Below are 16864 nucleotides of genomic sequence, written 5' to 3' on the forward strand. Positions count from 1 at the left end.
CCCGAATGACCAGCACCGCCTCCACGGCCACCGCCGAGGACCCGCACTTCTACCCCGGCCTCGAGGGGGTCATCGCCTTCGAGAGCGAGATCGCCGAGCCCGACAAGGAGGGCGGCGCGCTGCGCTACCGCGGGGTCGACATCAACGACCTCGTCGGCACGGTGTCCTTCGGCCAGGTGTGGGGCCTGCTCGTCGACGGCGAGCTCGACCCGGGTCTGCCGCCCGCCGAGCCGTTCCCGCTGCCGGTGCACACGGGCGACATCCGCGTCGACGTCCAGTCCGCGATCGCCCAGCTCGCCACGGTCTGGGGCTTCAAGCCGCTCCTCGACATCGACGACGCGCAGGCCCGTGACGACCTCGCCCGCGCCTCGGTCATGGCCATCTCGTTCATCGGCCAGTCCGCCCACGGTCAGGGTCGCCCGATGGTGCCCCAGTCCGAGGTCGACAAGGGCCGCACCATCCCCGAGCGCTTCATGATCCGCTGGCGCGGCGAGCCCGACCCCCGCCACGTCGAGGCCATCGACGCCTACTTCATCTCCGCCGCCGAGCACGGGGTCAACGCCTCGACCTTCACGGCCCGCGTCATCGCCTCCACCGGCGCCGACGTCGCCGCCTGTCTCTCCGGCGCCATCGGCGCGCTGTCGGGCCCGCTGCACGGTGGCGCGCCGAGCCGGGCGCAGCACATGATCGAGGGCGTCGAGCAGACCGGCGACGCGGTGAAGTACGTCAAGGGCGTCTTCGACCGCAAGGAGCGCCTCATGGGCTTCGGTCACCGCGTGTACCGGGCCTACGACCCGCGCGCGGCGGTGCTGCGCGACACCTGCAAGCGCCTCGGCGCCCCGCGCTACGAGGTCGCCCTCGAGCTCGAGAAGGCGGCCATCGCCGAGCTCGCCGAGCGCTACCCCGAGCGCCGGATGGAGACCAACGTCGACTTCTGGGCCGCGGTGCTGCTCGACTTCGCCGAGGTCCCCGGCGACATGATGACCCCGCTGTTCGTCGCCGCCCGCACGGCCGGCTGGTCGGCGCACGTCCTCGAGCAGAAGAAGACCGGCCGCCTCATCCGGCCGAGCTCGCGCTACATCGGCCCGGGCGCCCGCCCGCTCTCCGAGGTCCCCGGCTACCGCGCCCACGACTGACCCCCGGCCGCCCACCCCGGCGCGCATCCGCACACCCTGCAGTCATCCGCTCCTCCTCGAGGAGGTGCGGCTGACGCCCAGGTGTGCGGATGCCGGTCGCCGGCGACCGGCCCCACCCGGGCCTGTGGATGACGCCCACCGACCGTCCGCCGGACGCGGCACGATGACCGGATGGACCTGAGCGCCCTGGCGACCGACGGCGTCCTCGACGTGCGGACCGCGGCCCGGCACGGCATCGGGCCCGAGGTCCTCCGCACGGAGGTGCGGCGCGGCCGCCTACGGCGGCTCGCCCGCGGTCAGTACACGACGCGCACGGAGGCCTCGGGTGAGGAGCTGCACCTCCTGCGCACGCTCGCCCACGTCCGCGCGCACGACGGGCGCGCGGCGGCCAGCCACCACTCGGGATGCCTCGTGCACGGTCTGCCGCTCGTCGACGCAGACCTGAGCCGGGTCCGGCTCTGCCGCACCGGGGACGCCCGGCGCCGACGTCGCGCCGACCTCGCCGTCGACCCTGCCCCCTGTCCCCGGTGTGGGTGAGCCGGGCCGGCGTGAGCGCGCCGACCCTCGTCCTCCCGGCCGCGGTCGTCGTCGTCCAGCACGGCTGCGGCGCCGGCCCGGGGGCCGCGCTCGTGGCCGCCGACGCGGCGCTGCGCCTCGAGCGCACGACCCCCTCCCGCCTCACCGAGGCCGTGGTCCTCCTCGGCGGCCACACGGGCATCGGTCCGGTCCGCAGCGCCCTGACGCTCGCCGACGGCCGGCGCGAGTCGCCCGGCGAGTCCCTCACGGCGTGGCTGCTGGCCGGTGCCGGGGTGCGCACCGTGCCGCAGGTCGAGGTCCTGGCGGCCGGCCACCGGTACCGCGTCGACCTCGTCGTCGAGGGCGAGCCGGTCATCATCGAGTTCGACGGGCTCGCGAAGTACGGGAGCAGGGAGGACCTCGTCGCCGAGAAACGCCGGGAGGACCACCTGCGGGGCCTGGGGTACGAGGTCGTGCGCGTCACCTGGGCCGACCTGGCGCACCCTCAACGGGTCCGCGCCCTCGTCGAGGCCGCCCGCCGGCGGGCCCGGTCCGGCGGGCTGCGGCCGGCGTGAGCATCCGCACACCCTGCAGTCATCCGCTCCCCCTCCAGGAGGTGCGTCTGACGCCCAGGTGTGCGGATGTCCCGGGGCGGGAGCACGCCCACGACTGACCCCCCAGCCGCCCACGTGGTGGACCTCACGCCCACGATGTGGGCGCGGTCGGTGAGGATGGGAGCCGGTCGCGGGGCCGCCGACGGCGCCGGCCCCCGACCTCCGGAGGACCACCCGGCCACCGCGGCGCCCTGCCGCGGACGCGCGCGGGGCCACCGGGCACCGACTCCCGACCGACCCCCACCTCGGAGACCCACGTGAGCGACGCCCCCATCACCATCCCCGCCGACCTGCTGCCCGGTGACGGTCGGTTCGGCTCCGGACCCTCGAAAGTCCGCCCCGCGCAGGTCGAGGCGCTGAGTGCCATCGGTCGCACCGTCCTCGGCACGTCCCACCGCCAGGCCCCGGTGCGCGGCCTCGTCAAGGCGGTCCGCGAGGGCCTCGGCACCTTCTTCGACCTCCCCGAGGGCTACGAGGTCGTGCTCGGCAACGGCGGCTCGACGGCCTTCTGGGACATCGCCGCCTTCGGGCTGGTCCGCGACCGGGCCCAGCACCTGGCCTTCGGCGAGTTCTCCAGCAAGTTCGGCTCGGTCACGAAGAAGGCCCCCTTCCTCGGCGAGCCGACGATCATCACCAGCGAGCCGGGCACCCGCCCCGACCCGACGGCCGAGGCCGGTGTCGACGTCTACGCGTGGGCGCACAACGAGACGAGCACCGGCGTGATGGCCCCCGTCCGCCGGGTCGAGGGGGCCGACGACGACGCCCTCGTGCTCGTCGACGCCACGTCCGGTGCCGGCGGCCTCCCCGTCGACGTCTCGCAGGCCGACGTCTACTACTTCGCCCCCAGAAGTCCTTCGCCTCCGACGGCGGCCTGTGGCTCGGCCTGTTCTCCCCCGCCGCCCTGGCCCGCGTCGAGGAGATCGAGGCCTCCGGCCGATGGGTGCCCGACTTCTTCAGCCTGCCGACGGCGATCACCAACTCGCGCCTCGACCAGACGTACAACACCCCGGCGGTCGCGACCCTCGCCATGCTCGCGAACCAGGTCGAGTGGCTCAACGAGAACGGCGGCCTCGACTGGGCCACCGGCCGCACCGCCGACTCCTCGGGCCGGCTCTACACCTGGGCCGAGGCGACCTCGTACACCTCGCCGTACGTGGCGGACCCCGAGCACCGCAGCCAGGTCGTCGCGACCATCGACTTCGACGACTCCGTCGACGCCGCGGCGGTCGCGAAGACGTTGCGCGCCAACGGGATCGTCGACGTCGAGCCGTACCGCAAGCTGGGCCGCAACCAACTGCGCGTCGCCTGCTTCCCCGCGGTCGAGCCCGACGACGTGTCGGCACTCATCGCCTCGGTCGAGCACGTGGTCGAGCGCCTCGCCTGACCCCGCCGGCCGCACGGCCCGGACGTCACGGACCCCCGTCCCGCACTGCGCGGGCGGGGGTCCGTGGCGTCAGCGGACGACGGCGTAGACGACGGCCACGACGACGAGCACGGCCAGCACGCCGAGCGTCATCCGGCGACGGAAGAGCGGGGTCACCGCGCCGGCTCCGGCAGCGGCACCTGGGCGTGCTCGCGCTCGGACGGGACGGTCGTCACGCTGACGCGCGGACGGCGCTGCGACTCGTAGCTCACCCGGACATTCTCCGCCCGGGCCAGCCAGAACGACACCGCCACGAGGGTCAGCCCGACGGCCAGCGCGCCGACGCCGATGGTCCAGCGCGGCCCGAACTGCTCGGAGATCCAGCCGATCATCGGCGCACCGGCGGGGGTGCCGCCCATGAAGATCGCCATGTAGAGGGCCATGACCCGCCCGCGCATCTCCGGGGCGACCCGGGTCTGCACCATGGCGTTCGCGGTGGTCAGCGCGGTGAGCGCGGTGAGCCCGACGGGCACCAGCGCGAGCGCGAACAACCAGTACGACGGGGCCGTCGCGGCGAGCACGGCCGAGACCGTGAACCCGACGAGGGCGAGCAGCAGCACCCGCAGGCGCGGCTCCGCACGGCGGGCCGAGAGCAGGGCCGCGGTCAGCGACCCGATGGCCATGATCGACCCGAGCAGCCCGAACTCGCCGGCGCCCTTGTCGAAGACCTTCGTGGCCATGAGGGCCATGGTGATCTGGAAGTTCATCCCGAAGGTGCCGAGGACGAAGACCAGCAGCATGACGAGCTGGATGTCGCGGCGGTGCCGCACGTAGGCGAACCCCTCGCGGATGCCGCCGCGTCCCTTGGCCCGGCTCGGCGAGCGCAGCTCGGAGGTCGTGAGCATCGCGAGGGCCGCGAGCACGAAGACGAAGGTCAGCGTGTTGAGCAGGAGCGCCTGGCCGGTGCCCCACCACGCGATGACCAGCCCGGCGAGCCCCGGCCCGATGAGCCGCCCGGCGTTGAAGGACGCCGAGTTGAGCGCGACGGCGTTGGTCAGCTTGTCCGGCGGCACCATCTCGGAGACGAACACCTGCCGGGCCGGGTTGTCGATCGCCGTCGTCACGCCCTGGAAGAGCGCGATGGCGTAGACGTGCCACAGCTGGGCCGTGCCGGTGACGGCGAGGATGCCGAGCACGAGGCTGGTCAGCGCGAGCAGGGTCTGGGTGACGAGGAGGATGCGCCGGCGCGAGAAGCGGTCGGCGATGAGGCCCGTCCACGGTGCGAGCAGCAGGAACGGCAGGAACTGCAGCCCGGTGACGACACCGAGCGCGGTCGCCGACCCCGCCGTGAGCACGGTGAGGACGAGCCAGTCCTGGCCGACCCGGCCGATCCAGGTGCCGACGTTGGAGACGAAGCCGCCGAGGAACCAGAGGCGGTAGTTGCGGACCTCGAGCGAGGTGAACGTGGGGCTCACTCGGCGGCCACCCGTTCGAGGAGCGCGGTGGCCTCGACGAGCAGCGCGCGCTCGTCGTCGGTGAGGTGCTCGAGGCGGGTCGCCAGCCAGAGGTCGCGGCGTCGGCGGGTCTCCTTGACCGCCCGTCGCCCCTCCGGCGTCAGCGAGAGGATGACCTGCCGACCGTCGGTGGGGTCGTCGGCCCGGGCGACCAGCCCGCGCTCGACGAGGCCGTTGACCGTGCGGCTCATGCTCGGGGCCGAGACGCGCTCGATCTCCGCGACCTCCTTCGGGGTCAGCGGACCGTCCTCGAGCCGGACGAGGACCGAGAACTGGTGGGGCGCAAGGTCCCCCGAGCCCTCGAAGCGCACCCGACGTGACACGCGCATGCACACCATGCGCAGGTCGCTCGTGAGGCGGTCCTTCTGCGCACGGGTCATGGTCGGGGCGGGGGCTGCGGGCACGGTGGTCTCCGGGAGGTGTCGTCATCGGTCGTTAGCACAACTCGTTACCAGTGCTAACTATTCCACGACATCGCCCCGGGCGGTGCGGGCCGCACACGCAGAAGCTCCCGCGGCACCGGGGAACATCCTGGTGCGGCGGGAGCTCCCGCGTGCGAGCCGCGCGCGTGACCGCCGGCCGTCAGCCGTCAGCCGTCAGCCGGAGACCAGCTCGGTGATGGGCTCGATGAAGAAGTACACGACGAAGAGCAGGGCGGTGACCCACATCATCGGGTGGATCTCGCGCACCTTGCCGCGCACCAGCTTGATGACGACGTAGGCGACGAACCCGGCGCCGATGCCCGCCGTGATCGAGTACGTGAAGGGCATGAGGATGATCGTCAGGAAGGCCGGGATCGCGATCTCGACGTCGTCCCAGGCGATCTCCTTGACCTGCTGCATCATGAGGAAGCCGACGAGCACGAGCGCGGGGACGGCCGCCTCGTTGGGGACGATCTTCACGAGCGGCGCGAACACGACGGCCACGAGGAACAGCACCCCGGTGACCACCGAGGCCAGCCCGGTGCGCGCCCCCTCCCCGACTCCCGACGCGGACTCGATGTACGACGTGTTCGACGAGACGCCCGCGGCACCACCCGCGGCCGCCGCCACCGAGTCGACGACGAGGATCCGCGAGGTGTTGGGCGGGTTGCCCTCCTCGTCGAGCAGCCCGGCCTCGGCGCCGATGGCCGTCATCGTGCCCATGGTGTCGAAGAAGTCGGCGAGCATCAGGGTGAAGACCAGGAGGACGGCGGCGACGACGCCCACGCGCGCGAAGGAGCCGAAGAGGCTGAACTCGCCGAGCGTGCCGAAGCTGATCGGGTCGACGGTGTCGGGCCAGGCCGGCACGTTGAGGTTCCACCCGAGCGGGTTGACGACGTTGTTGCCGGCGGCGTCGACCCCGGTGACCGTCGGGCCGACCTCGGCGATGGCCTCGACGACGAAGGCGACGACCGTCATCGTGATGATCGAGATGATGATGGCGCCCTTCACCTTCCGCACCCACAGGGCGATGATGAGGATGACGCCGAGCGCGAAGACGAGGATCGGCCAGCCGGCGAGCTGGCCCCCGATGCCGAGCTCGACGGGCACCGGGCCCGCGCCGGTGCGGCGCACGAACCCCGCGTCGACGAGCCCGATGAGGGCGATGAACAGGCCGATGCCCACGGAGATGGCCACCTTGAGCTGGGCGGGGACCGCGTGGAAGACCGCCTGCCGGAACCCGGTGAGCACGAGGACGAGGATGATGACGCCCTCGAGCACGACGAGGCCCATCGCGTCGGCCCAGCTCATCCTGCTCGCGATGGCGTAGGCGACGAACGCGTTGAGCCCGAGCCCGGTGGCCAGGGCCAGCGGGTAGTTGGCGACGACGCCCATGAGGATGGTCAGCACGCCGGCGACGAGCGCGGTGCCGGCGGCGATGGCCGCGAGGTTCGGGGCGTCACCGCCACCGAGGAACTTGCCGTCGGCGTCCTTGACGAAGCCCAGGATCAGCGGGTTCAGCACGACGATGTAGGCCATCGTGAAGAAGGTGGCGACGCCGCCGCGGAGCTCTCGGCCCACGGTCGAGCCGCGCTCGTGGATGTGGAAGAACCGCTCGAGGAACCCTGCGGGCGCCTGCCCGGTCTCGTCGGCGGTGGTGGTGGTCTCGGCCATGGCGTGCAGGCTAGTGGCGGCGGGAGGCGCGTGGGTTTCGGGGGTGTGACGGCGAGACGCGGGCCCCACCGACCGGGTGGTTACGCTGGCGCCGTGACCGACGAGACCCCGCGCCCGGCCCGCTCCCTCGGTGCGTCCGCGCCCGTCGACCCGCCGGACGTCCCGACGCGCGGCATCGTGCTCGTCGGCACCGGCCTGTGGGCCGTGGCCCTGCTCGTCACCCTCGTCGTGCCCGCGCTGCACCAGGGCCAGCGCTCGTGGTGGCCGTGGGCGTGCGTCAGCGGGATGGCCCTCGGGGTCTTCGCGTGGTGGTACGTGCGGCGCGGCCGGGGCAACGCCCGCGGCGCCTGACGGCCCGGCGTCTCCGAGGGCCGACCGGTGAGGGCCGGCTCAGGCGGGGTCGAGCTCGAAGTCGTCGAGGATCGGCGGCGAGATGCGCTCGGGGGCCGGCGCCTCGAGGTCGACCTCGGAGTGCGCGCCGCAGCCGTGGTCGAGGCTGACCACGCGGCCGTCCGAGGGCGACCAGGCGTTGGCGCAGACACCGAACACCGAGCGCAGCGCGCCGGCCATCGGGACGAGGAAGCCGCACGACGAGCACGGCATCGGTGCCTTGGTGGCGACGGGGGCCGACGGGCCGTTCTCGCCGTCGTACCAGCGCTGCGCGGCGACGTCGCGGCCCTCGGCGGACAGCACCCGGGGACGGCCGAGGCCGAGCTCCCAGAACGCGACGGCGTCGACGTCCTCGTCGCCGGTGGCCTCGAAACCGGCCTCGAGCAGCGGGTCGGCCTCGAGGTAGGGGGTGACGTCGCCGGGGCCGAGGTCGCCGGGGGCCAGCCGCTCGGCGTAGGGCACCCACTCGGGCGAGAGCATCGAGCCGTCGCCGGGCACGAGGTTGGCCTCGCACACGGTCGGCGCCTTGGAGCGGGCGACGCGAGCCACCGAGACCGCCCAGCGCCAGCCAAGGTAGGCGGGCGCCGTGCACGCGAAGTAGTGCGTGGCGAGCCGCTCCTCGACCATCTCCATGCCGAGGTGCTCACCGACGACGTCGCCCTCGGCGACCGCGAGGGCGGCCTCGCGGGCGAGGTCGACGGCGCCCTTCAGGGTGCTGTCGGTCTTGACGGCGGTGGCGGCCGGCATCAGATCTCGAGGTCGGTGGCGACGGCGTGCAGCACCTGGGCGACCTTGTTGCCGTGCGCCTTGTCGGGGTAGTGCCCGCGGCGCAGCGACTCGGAGACGTCGTCGAGGAGCTTGATGACGTCCTCGACGATGACGACCATCTCGTCGGCCGGCTTGCGGTCGCGGACGCGACGGTTCGTCGCGACGGACGGGGCCGGGTCGAGGAGGCGGACCGAGAGCGCCTGGGCGCCGCGGCGGCCCTCGGCGACGTCGAACTCGATGCGCTGGCCCCCCTTGAGGCCGGTGACGCCCTCGGGCAGCGCGGACGCGGGGACGAAGACGTCACCCTCCCCGGACTCGCCGGACACGAAACCGAAGCCCTTCTCGGCGTCGAAGAACTTCACCTTGCCAGTCGGCACGGTCCACCTCACCCATCACTCATCGGTGGCACCCGGGACGGGCACCACCGCCAAGGCTAACCGCTGCGACGGGCACGGCGCTGCAGGGTTCTGGTGCCCGCCCGGCAGCCGGTGGGAAATCGCGTCGAGGGACGTCGGTGGGCCGTGGCACGGTGGACCCCGTGCCCGAGACGACCGACCACCCGCCGAGCACCGAGGCCGCCGCGCCCGGTGCCGACGGCGCGCACCAGCTGACCCTGCGAGGCTTCTGGGCGGCACTCCCCCCGGCCGGGCGCTGGCTGCTGTCGACGACCGCCGTCTCCACGCTCGGGCGCGGGATGACCCTGCCGTTCACGGTCATCTACATCCACGAGGTCCGCGGCATCGACCTCGACGTCGCCGGGCTGCTCATGGGCCTCATCGCGGTCGTGGCCGTCGTCATCACGGCGCCGGTCGGCGTGCTCACCGACAGGCTCGGCGCGCGGCCCGTCGTCATCGCCGGCCTGCTCGCGCAGGTCCTCGGCGCCGTGGTCATCGCCTTCGCCACGACCGTCCCGGCGTTCGTCGTCGCGGTCTCGCTGCTCGGGGTCAGCTTCGGCATCGGCTGGCCGGCCTTCAACGCGATGATCGCCAGCATCGTCGACGGCCGGCTGCGCACCCAGTACTTCGGCATCAACTTCGCGCTCGTCAACCTCGGCATCGGGTTCGGCGGGGTGGTCAGCGGCTTCCTCACCGACGTCGAGCGGCCCGGCACCTTCACGGCCATCTTCCTCGTCGACGCCGCGTGCGTCCTCGTGCCCGTCGCCCTGCTGCTCGGGCCGCTGCGCCACGTCGCCGGACGCCCCCGGCCCGTCGACGACGACACGTCCTCGGCCCCCGGCTACCTCGCGATCCTCCGCCGCCCGGCCGTCCTGTGGGTCACCGCCCTGACCTTCCTCTCCAGCTTCGTCGGCTACGGGCAGATGGAGGCCGGCTTCCCCGCGTTCGCCCGGCAGGTCAGCGAGGTCTCGACCCGCACCATCGGGTTCGCGTTCGCCGCGAACACGGCGGTCATCGTGCTCATGCAGTTCCTCGTGCTGCGGCGCATCGACGGCCGGCGCCGCACCCGGGTCTTCCTCGGGCTCGTCGTCCTCTGGGCGCTGGCGTGGTCGCTGCTCGGGGCCACCGGTCTGGTCGCCGGCACGCTCGCCGCGGCGGCCGGAGTCATCGTCTTCCACGTCTTCTTCGGGCTCGGTGAGACGCTGCTGCAGCCCACCGTGCCCGCCATCGTCAACGACCTCGCGAGCGACCACGACCGCGGGCGGTACAACGCGGTGTCGGCGGGCGCCTTCCAGGTCGGCGCGATCACGGCACCGGTCGCCGCCGGGTGGCTGCTCGAGCGCCGGCTGGGGGGGGTCTTCGTCGCCGTGCTGCTCGTCTGCCTCGTGCTCGTCGCCGTGTTGGCCCTGGCCCTCGAGCGCGAGATCACGCCCGAGGTCAACGGGGTCACGCCCCGCTGAGTCCGCGGGGACCCCTGACGCCGCCGGCTCAGCCGAGCACGCTGAGGCGGGTGGCCTTCATCCCGTCCTTGGCGGCGACGACCCGCACCTGGGCACCGACCTGCAAGGGGAGCCCGATGCGCGTCGAGGCGTACGGGCCGGTGAGGTCGTAGGTGCCCTCGAACCCGTCGGTGCTCTTGACGGTGACGGACGTGGACACCGTGTAGGCGGTGACCTCGCCGACCTGGAGCACCATGACGACGGGGCTGCCCGTCACGGTCGTCGTGAACTCACCGTGCAGGACGTCGTCGAGGCCGTTCATGCCGCCCATCATCCCGCCCGTGATGCCGCGCTGGCGTCCCTGCGGGAGGCCCGAGTCGTCGCCGCTGCCCGGCTGCTGGCCCTGCTGCCCCTGCCGGCGGCCCTGGCCGTCGGTGCCGCCGCGCTGGCGCTGCCCCCGCATCATCGGACCGCTGTTCGGGTCGCGCTGTCCGTCCATCCCCGGCCGGCCGTCGTCGCGCCCGAACCAGGCCTGTCCGCGGGCGACGTCGCCGCGGCCGTGGGTGCCGATGAGCGCCGCGCCGAGACCGATGACGGCGACGACGAGGAGGGTGGCGAGCACGGCGACGGCGCCGACGGCGACCCGGCCACCGGTGCTCGAGGTCGCGTCGTCCCAGGTGCGGCGGACCGTCCCGGGGCGCCGGGGCGGCGGGGCCCAGCCGGGCGGGCCGGGGGGCCCGGGAGCGGCGGACGGGTCGGGCTGGGGGCGGCGGCGGTCCAGGCCGGCTCCCCCACCGCGGCCGGGGCGACCTGAGGAGCCTGCGCCGCGGGCTCGACGGGCGGCTGGGCCGCGGGGTCGATGGGCTGGGTGGGCTCGGGCACGTCGTCGCCCTGCTCGGGCCCGGTGGGACGGTTCGCCATCCCCCCATCATCCGCTCACCGGGAGGCGACCGACCCCCGACCGGGCGAACTCACACCGAACTCACAGTCCCCGGCGTCCCCTCGGTGTCGCGCACGGACGAGCCGGGCGTCCTCAGCCGCCGGCGAGGGCCGTCACGACGCGCGACGGCGAGGGCTTCCCGAGCCGGCCGGCCATCCACACCGAGGTCTCGACGAGGGCGTCGAGGTCGATGCCGGTCTCGACGCCGGCGCCGTCGAGGGTCCACACGAGGTCCTCGGTGGCGAGGTTGCCGGTGGCCGACTTCGCGTAGGGGCAGCCGCCGAGGCCGCCGGTCGAGGCGTCGACGACGGTGACGCCGTCGCGCAGGGCGGCCATCGTGTTGGCGAGGGCCTGGCCGTAGGTGTCGTGGAAGTGCACGCCGACCTGCTCGGGCCCGATGCCCGCCGCCCCCAGCGCCTCGAGCAGCCGGTGCACGTGCCCGACGGTGCCGACGCCGATGGTGTCGCCGAGGGAGAGCTGGTCGCAGCCGAGGTCCATGAGGCGCCGGCAGACGTCGACGACCTGCCCGACCGGCACCGGACCCTCCCACGGGTCGCCGAAGCACATCGAGACGTAGGCCCGGACCCAGAGGCCCTCGGCCCGGGCCCGCTCGACGACCGGCGCGAACATCGCCACCGACTCCTCGACCGTGCGGTTGAGGTTCTTGCGTGCGAAGGTCTCGGTGGCGCTGCCGAAGATCGCGACGGCACCGACCCCGGCGGCGAGCGCGCGGTCGAGGCCGCGGACGTTGGGCACGAGCACCGGGCGCCGCGGCCCCCGGCCGTCCGCACCGAGCAGGGCGAGCACGTCCTCGGCGTCGGCGAGCTGGGGCACCCAGCGGGGGTCGACGAACGAGGTGGTCTCGACCGTGCCGAGGCCCGCGGCCGCGAGCCGTCGGACGAACTCGGCCTTGTCGGCGGCCGGCAGCACGCCCGACTCGTTCTGGAGGCCGTCGCGCGGACCCACCTCGTAGACGGTGACCCGGGGCGGGAGCGAGGGGTCCGGCTCGACCTGCGGCAGCGCACGGCTCATCCCCCGATCCTGACACGGCCGGGCGGGGCGGCGCCCCCGCACCCCGAACCCTCCCCGTCGGTGCCCGGCCGGGCGCTACCCTCGTGCGCGTCGGCCCGCCGGGGTCGAGCACCGTCACCGAGGGGCACGCCACCGTGAGCACGAGCGACGACGAGTTCCGCGACCCCACGGCGCCGCCGGAGCTCCCCGAGCCCGCCACGCAGGACGGTGACGACGACACGGCCGGCCCGGCCGACGCACCCGGCATCGACGACACCCAGGTCGTCGACGCGGGAGCGACCCGGGCCATCCCGCCGCCCCCGGGCGGGTACACGCCCCCGACCTACGCCGGCCCGACGTACACCACGCCGAGCTACGACCGCCCCGGCTACGAGCAGCCGACCTATGCCTCGCCGTTCGACCCGCCGCCGGCCGCCCCGCCCGCGGCACCCGAGTACCCGTACGGCCCGCCCGGGGCGCAGCGCCGTCCCCGTACCAGCAGGCGCCCTACCAGCCGCCGTACCAGCAGGCGCCGTACCAGCAGGCGCCCTACCAGCCGACGCCGAACCAGCAGGGCGGGGTCCCGGTCGGTCCCCCCGCCTCGCCCCACCCCTACGGTGCGCCGCCGTCGATCTACGGCCCGCCGCAGCGCAACACGAGCGCCCTCGTGCTGACGATCCTCACCGGCGTCCTCACCGTGTTCTGCTGCAGCCTGCTCACCGTGCCCGCCCTGGTCCTCGGCATCGTCGGGCTGACCAAGCAGGACAACGACCCCGAGGGCTCGCGGCGGATGACCCGCTTCGGCTGGATCGCCTTCTCCGTCGGCATCGGCCTCACCGTGCTCGGCTTCATCCTGCTCATCGCCTACGGCGTCGCGACCGGCGACACCTCCACCTCCTTCGACTCCGGCTACGACGGGTACTGACGACCGGAACCACCCAGCCCGCGTCCAGCCGACTCACAGGTTCGGACCGGAGACTGGGAGACGTGACCTCCACCCAGCCCCCCGAGGCCCGGCTCCTCGTCGTCGAGGACGAGCCGAACATCCGCGAGCTGCTCGCGACGTCGCTGCGCTACGCGGGGTTCGACGTCGCGACGGCGGCCAGCGGCTCGGAGGCCCTGCGGGTCGCCGACGACCACCACCCGGACCTGTGCGTCCTCGACGTGATGCTCCCCGACATGGACGGCTTCACCGTCACCCGCAAGCTGCGCGACCAGGGCCGGCAGCTGCCCATCGTCTTCGTCACGGCGCGCGACTCGGTCGACGACAAGATCAAGGGCCTCACGGTCGGCGGCGACGACTACGTCACGAAGCCGTTCAGCCTCGAGGAGGTCGTGGCCCGCATCCGCGCCGTCCTGCGCCGCACGCGCGGCGACCTCGACGAGGACCGTCCCGTCCTGCGCTTCGAGGACCTCGAGCTCGACGAGGACAGCCACGAGGTCCGGCGCGGCACCCGGGTCATCGAGACCAGCCCCACCGAGTTCAAGCTCCTGCGCTACCTCATGCTCAACCCCAACCGGGTCCTGTCGAAGGCGCAGATCCTCGACCACGTGTGGGACTACGACTTCCGCGGCGAGTCCGGCATCGTCGAGTCCTACATCTCCTACCTGCGCCGCAAGATCGACGTCGAGGGGACCCCCTCGCTCATCCACACCAAGCGGGGCGTCGGGTACGTCCTGCGGCTGCCCCCGCAGTCCTGATGGCGGGCCCGTCCCGGCCGCTCGCCCGCGTCGTCGGCCGGCTCGAGGTGGTGCCGCTGCGCACCCGACTGCTGCTCATCGTCGGTGTCCTCGTCGGGGCCGCGCTGCTCTCGACGAGCCTCATCACCGCCTACCTCCTCAAGAGCGACCTCGACGACCGCGTCGACGCCGAGCTGCGCAGCGTCCTCCAGCCGGTCGCCACCCAGGCGCTGTCCGACCTGCGCCGCGGCGACACCGACGTGCTGCCCACCAGCTACGCCGTCGTCCTCCAGAGCAACGGCCAGCAGGTCTCCCCGAAGCTCCCCACCGGGACGAGCGTCCAGCCCGCCGTCCCCCTCCTCCAGGCCGACGACCCGCGGGTCAGCACCCAGGAGCCGTTCACCGTCGGGTCCACCGACAGCCGCCTGCGCTGGCGCTTCATCGCCGCGCGGGTCACCGGCACCGACGCCGTCGTCGCGGTCGGGGTGCCGCTGGAGACGGTGTCGCACACCGTGACCCGCCTCCTCGTGTCCACCGCCCTGCTCGGCACCGTGGCCCTCGTCCTGTCCCTCGTGCTCGGACACTTCGCCGTGCGCCGCGCGTTCCGGCCGCTGCGCCGCATCGAGGACACGGCGGCCGCCATCGCCGAGGGCGACCTGTCCCAGCGCGTGCCGGTGCGCCACGCCGACGACGAGGTCACCTCGCTGTCCCGCAGCCTCAACGTGATGCTCAGCCAGGTCGAGTCCTCGTTCGCGGTCCGCGAGGCCAGCGAGGAACGGATGCGGCAGTTCGTCGCCGACGCCTCGCACGAGCTGCGCACCCCGCTCGCGACCGTCCGCGGCTACGCGGAGCTGTACCGCCAGGGCGCGGTCCGCGACCCGGAGGCGGTCGGGTCGGCGATGAGCCGCATCGAGGCCGAGTCGGGCCGGATGGGCGAGCTCGTCGAGGACCTGCTCACGCTGGCGCGGCTCGACGAGGAGCCCGAGGTCGAGCACACCGACGTCGACCTCACGGTGCTCGCCGCCGACGCGGTGGCCGACGCCCGCGCCCGGGCCCCGAACGGCGCATCTCGCTCGTCGGGCTCAGCGGCCCGGTCGAACCCACCGTCGTCCGGGGCTCGGAGGCCCGGCTGCGCCAGGTCGTCACCAACCTCGTGGCGAATGCGTTGCGGCACACCCCGAGTGGCACCCCCGTCGAGGTCCTCGTCGGACACGAGGGCAGCGACGCCTGCCTGCAGGTGCGCGACCACGGCCCGGGCGTGCCCCCGAGATCGCGACCAAGGTCTTCGAGCGGTTCTTCCGGCTCGACCCCTCGCGCGGCCGTGGCCAGGGCGGTGGCACCGGCCTCGGGCTGGCCATCGTCGCCGCGATCGTCGCCGGCCACCGGGGCCGCGTGGGTGTGGCGGAGACCCCCGGCGGGGGCGCGACCTTCGTCGTCCGGTTCGCACAGCGGACTCCCAGCCGCTGACCAGCACACGTCCACCTCGGGGCGTTGAGTGGGGTCCAGTCCAGCAGAAGGAGATCCCCGGCGATGAGCGACCAGCAGCCCCCCACCCCGGACCGGTCCGGCCAGCAGTGGCCGACCCCGCAGTGGTACACCCCGCACGGCGGCACGACCACCACCTCCCGTCCGACGGGCGAGGCCGCGCCGACCACCGCGGCGCCCCCGGCGCCGTACCCCCAGAACGCCCCGACCGGTCCGATGGCCCCTCCCCCTCCGTCGGGGCCGTTCGGTCCGGCGGGGCCGTCCGGGGCCCCTGGCTCCCCCGCCAAGGGCTCCGGACGTCGCCGCGCGGCGGAGCTCACCGCCGTCGCGGTCCTCGCCGCCCTCCTGTCCTCCGGCGGCACGGTGGCCGCGACCCGGCTGCTCGACGACACGCAGTCCCCTTCCTCTGCGTCGTCGTCCACGCAGCTGGGTCGCGGTACCGACACCGGCCCGGTGCAGCAGGCCAGCGCGTCCGCGCCGGACTGGACGGCCACGGCGGGGCGGTCTCCCCGAGCGTCGTCGCGATCACCGCGACCCTGGCGCAGGGCACCGCCCAGGGGTCGGGCGTCATCATCGACGACTCCGGGCACGTCGTGACCAACAACCACGTCGTCGCCGGGGCCCAGAAGCTGCAGGTCACCCTCAACGACGGCCGGACCTACTCGGCCCAGGTGCGCGGCACCGACCCGTCGACCGACCTCGCCGTCATCACCATCGACAAGGCCCCCTCCGACCTCGCGCCCATCGCGATGGGCGACTCCGAGGCCCTCAAGGTCGGTGACCCCGTCATGGCGGTCGGCAACCCGCTCGGGCTCGCCGGCACGGTGACCACGGGCATCGTCAGTGCCCTCAACCGGCCCGTGACCACGCAGGCCGAGGACGACTCCCAGCAGCAGCAGAACCCGTTCAACGGCGACTTCCAGCAGCAGCAGTCCACCGCCGAGCCCGTCGTCACCAACGCGATCCAGACCTCGGCGGCGATCAACCCGGGCAACAGCGGCGGCGCGCTCGTCGACTCCTCGGGCCGGCTCGTGGGCATCAACTCCTCGATCGCCTCGCTCGGCGCCTCCTCCGGCGGGCAGTCCGGCTCCATCGGCATCGGCTTCGCGATCCCGGTCGCGGAGGTCCAGTCGATCGCCAAGCAGCTCATCGACACGGGGAAGGCGCAGCACGCCTACCTGGGCGTCACGCCCCAGAACGGTTCCGCCAGTGACGGGTCCGCGACCCGCGCCGGCGCCGAGGTCACCTCCGTGGGTGCCGGCACCCCCGCCGCGAAGGCCGGCCTGCAGAAGGGCGACGTCATCACCGCCCTGAACGGCGACCCCGTCGACTCGGCCGAGTCGCTCGTCGGGTACGTCCGCGAGCAGACCGTCGGCAGCACCGTGAAGCTCACCGTCCTGCGCGACGGCAAGAGCATCGAGGTCCGGGCCACCCTCGTGGCCCGCGACACCAGCGGCGGCTGACCCGCCGCCGACCGCACCACCCCCGGGGCGCCCGGGCACGGATGAGTAACCGTG

15 protein-coding genes and 4 pseudogenes are annotated in these 16864 nt (G+C 73.8%); 12 read left to right on the forward strand and 7 right to left on the reverse strand.

Annotation, left to right across the window (positions count from 1 at the left end; all coding sequences use genetic code 11):
- Window positions 1-5 precede the first annotated feature (5 nt).
- From G7075_RS12860 to serC, 4 genes and pseudogenes are all read left to right on the forward strand, one after another.
- Entirely contained in the window at window positions 6-1136 is a 1131-nt protein-coding gene (locus G7075_RS12860; protein WP_166122334.1) for a citrate synthase 2, read from the forward strand.
- A 171-nt stretch (window positions 1137-1307) separates the two neighbouring features.
- Window positions 1308-1673 (forward strand): hypothetical protein, encoded by a 366-nt coding sequence (locus G7075_RS12865; RefSeq protein ID WP_166122336.1) that lies wholly within the window; start codon window positions 1308-1310, stop codon window positions 1671-1673.
- An 11-nt stretch (window positions 1674-1684) separates the two neighbouring features.
- Window positions 1685-2227 (forward strand): endonuclease domain-containing protein, encoded by a 543-nt coding sequence (locus G7075_RS12870; RefSeq protein ID WP_166122338.1) that lies wholly within the window; start codon window positions 1685-1687, stop codon window positions 2225-2227.
- A gap of 296 nt (window positions 2228-2523) precedes the next feature.
- Window positions 2524-3650 (forward strand): annotated as a pseudogene (gene serC, locus G7075_RS12875) (phosphoserine transaminase).
- 152 nt (window positions 3651-3802) lie between these two features.
- Here the strand turns inward: serC and G7075_RS12880 are convergent.
- The 3 genes from G7075_RS12880 to G7075_RS12890 all read right to left on the reverse strand — a co-directional run bounded on the left by G7075_RS12880 (window position 3803) and on the right by G7075_RS12890 (window position 7239).
- Window positions 3803-5104 (reverse strand): MFS transporter, encoded by a 1302-nt coding sequence (locus G7075_RS12880; RefSeq protein WP_166122340.1) that lies wholly within the window; start codon window positions 5102-5104, stop codon window positions 3803-3805.
- Window positions 5101-5523: a MarR family winged helix-turn-helix transcriptional regulator gene (locus tag G7075_RS12885; RefSeq protein WP_205860496.1), complete on the reverse strand. Its 423-nt coding sequence runs from the start codon at window positions 5521-5523 to the stop codon at window positions 5101-5103. Before G7075_RS12885 ends, G7075_RS12880 begins: the two co-directional genes overlap by 4 nt.
- Before the next feature lie 216 nt (window positions 5524-5739).
- Window positions 5740-7239, reverse strand: a complete 1500-nt coding sequence (locus tag G7075_RS12890) for an NCS2 family permease (protein ID WP_166122342.1) — start codon at window positions 7237-7239, stop codon at window positions 5740-5742.
- 93 nt (window positions 7240-7332) lie between these two features.
- Here G7075_RS12890 and G7075_RS12895 point away from each other — a divergent pair, with 93 nt between their 5' ends.
- Window positions 7333-7590, forward strand: coding sequence for a DUF2530 domain-containing protein (locus G7075_RS12895; protein ID WP_166122343.1), 258 nt, complete (start codon window positions 7333-7335; stop codon window positions 7588-7590).
- Window positions 7591-7629: 39 nt separating this feature from the next.
- Here G7075_RS12895 and G7075_RS12900 read toward each other — a convergent pair whose 3' ends face one another.
- Window positions 7630-8376 carry a DUF3027 domain-containing protein gene (locus tag G7075_RS12900; protein ID WP_166122345.1) on the reverse strand — a complete coding sequence of 249 codons (747 nt, stop codon included), beginning with the start codon at window positions 8374-8376 and terminating at the stop codon, window positions 7630-7632.
- Window positions 8376-8774, reverse strand: coding sequence for a cold-shock protein (locus G7075_RS12905; RefSeq protein ID WP_166124380.1), 399 nt, complete (start codon window positions 8772-8774; stop codon window positions 8376-8378). Before G7075_RS12905 ends, G7075_RS12900 begins: the two co-directional genes overlap by 1 nt.
- A gap of 161 nt (window positions 8775-8935) precedes the next feature.
- On the opposite strand from G7075_RS12905, the gene G7075_RS12910 reads away from it, so the two are divergent.
- The gene (locus G7075_RS12910; protein ID WP_240917597.1) at window positions 8936-10252 is read left to right on the forward strand and encodes an MFS transporter; all 1317 of its coding nucleotides are present in this window, start codon (window positions 8936-8938) and stop codon (window positions 10250-10252) included.
- Between the two features lie 28 nt (window positions 10253-10280).
- Here the strand turns inward: G7075_RS12910 and G7075_RS12915 are convergent, their stop codons facing one another.
- Window positions 10281-10853, reverse strand: a complete 573-nt coding sequence (locus tag G7075_RS12915; protein WP_166122349.1) for a hypothetical protein — start codon at window positions 10851-10853, stop codon at window positions 10281-10283.
- Between the two features lie 411 nt (window positions 10854-11264).
- Window positions 11265-12203 carry a hydroxymethylglutaryl-CoA lyase gene (locus G7075_RS12920; protein WP_166122351.1) on the reverse strand — a complete coding sequence of 313 codons (939 nt, stop codon included), beginning with the start codon at window positions 12201-12203 and terminating at the stop codon, window positions 11265-11267.
- A 134-nt stretch (window positions 12204-12337) separates the two neighbouring features.
- Here G7075_RS12920 and G7075_RS12925 point away from each other — a divergent pair, with 134 nt between their 5' ends.
- The 6 genes and pseudogenes from G7075_RS12925 to G7075_RS12950 form a co-directional block, all read left to right on the forward strand.
- A complete protein-coding gene (locus tag G7075_RS12925) occupies window positions 12338-12856 on the forward strand; it encodes a hypothetical protein (RefSeq protein WP_166122354.1) in 519 nt (172 codons plus the stop codon).
- Window positions 12850-13107, forward strand: coding sequence for a hypothetical protein (locus G7075_RS12930; protein ID WP_166122356.1), 258 nt, complete (start codon window positions 12850-12852; stop codon window positions 13105-13107). The genes G7075_RS12925 and G7075_RS12930 overlap by 7 nt, the downstream gene beginning before the upstream one ends.
- Window positions 13108-13169: 62 nt before the next feature.
- Complete coding sequence (locus G7075_RS12935) at window positions 13170-13883, forward strand: response regulator transcription factor (protein ID WP_166122358.1); 714 nt, start codon at window positions 13170-13172, stop codon at window positions 13881-13883.
- Window positions 13883-14782: pseudogene (locus G7075_RS21300) on the forward strand (HAMP domain-containing protein); the annotation flags it as partial. The gene G7075_RS12935 and the pseudogene G7075_RS21300, both read left to right, overlap by 1 nt.
- A gap of 233 nt (window positions 14783-15015) precedes the next feature.
- Window positions 15016-15329: pseudogene (locus G7075_RS21305) on the forward strand (ATP-binding protein).
- A 629-nt stretch (window positions 15330-15958) separates the two neighbouring features.
- A pseudogene (locus G7075_RS12950) lies at window positions 15959-16810 on the forward strand (S1C family serine protease); the annotation flags it as partial.
- Window positions 16811-16864 lie beyond the last annotated feature (54 nt).

It is taken from the genome of Phycicoccus sp. HDW14 (assembly GCF_011383005.1).
Lineage (GTDB): Bacteria > Actinomycetota > Actinomycetes > Actinomycetales > Dermatophilaceae > Phycicoccus.

Coding starts and splice junctions, on each gene's coding strand:
- G7075_RS12860 (WP_166122334.1), top strand. CDS start 6: ATGACCAGCACCGCCTCCACGGCCACCGCCGAGGACCCGCACTTCTAC.
- G7075_RS12865 (WP_166122336.1), top strand. CDS start 1,308: ATGGACCTGAGCGCCCTGGCGACCGACGGCGTCCTCGACGTGCGGACC.
- G7075_RS12885 (WP_205860496.1), bottom strand. CDS start 5,523: ATGACCCGTGCGCAGAAGGACCGCCTCACGAGCGACCTGCGCATGGTG.
- G7075_RS12890 (WP_166122342.1), bottom strand. CDS start 7,239: ATGGCCGAGACCACCACCACCGCCGACGAGACCGGGCAGGCGCCCGCA.
- G7075_RS12900 (WP_166122345.1), bottom strand. CDS start 8,376: ATGCCGGCCGCCACCGCCGTCAAGACCGACAGCACCCTGAAGGGCGCC.
- G7075_RS12920 (WP_166122351.1), bottom strand. CDS start 12,203: ATGAGCCGTGCGCTGCCGCAGGTCGAGCCGGACCCCTCGCTCCCGCCC.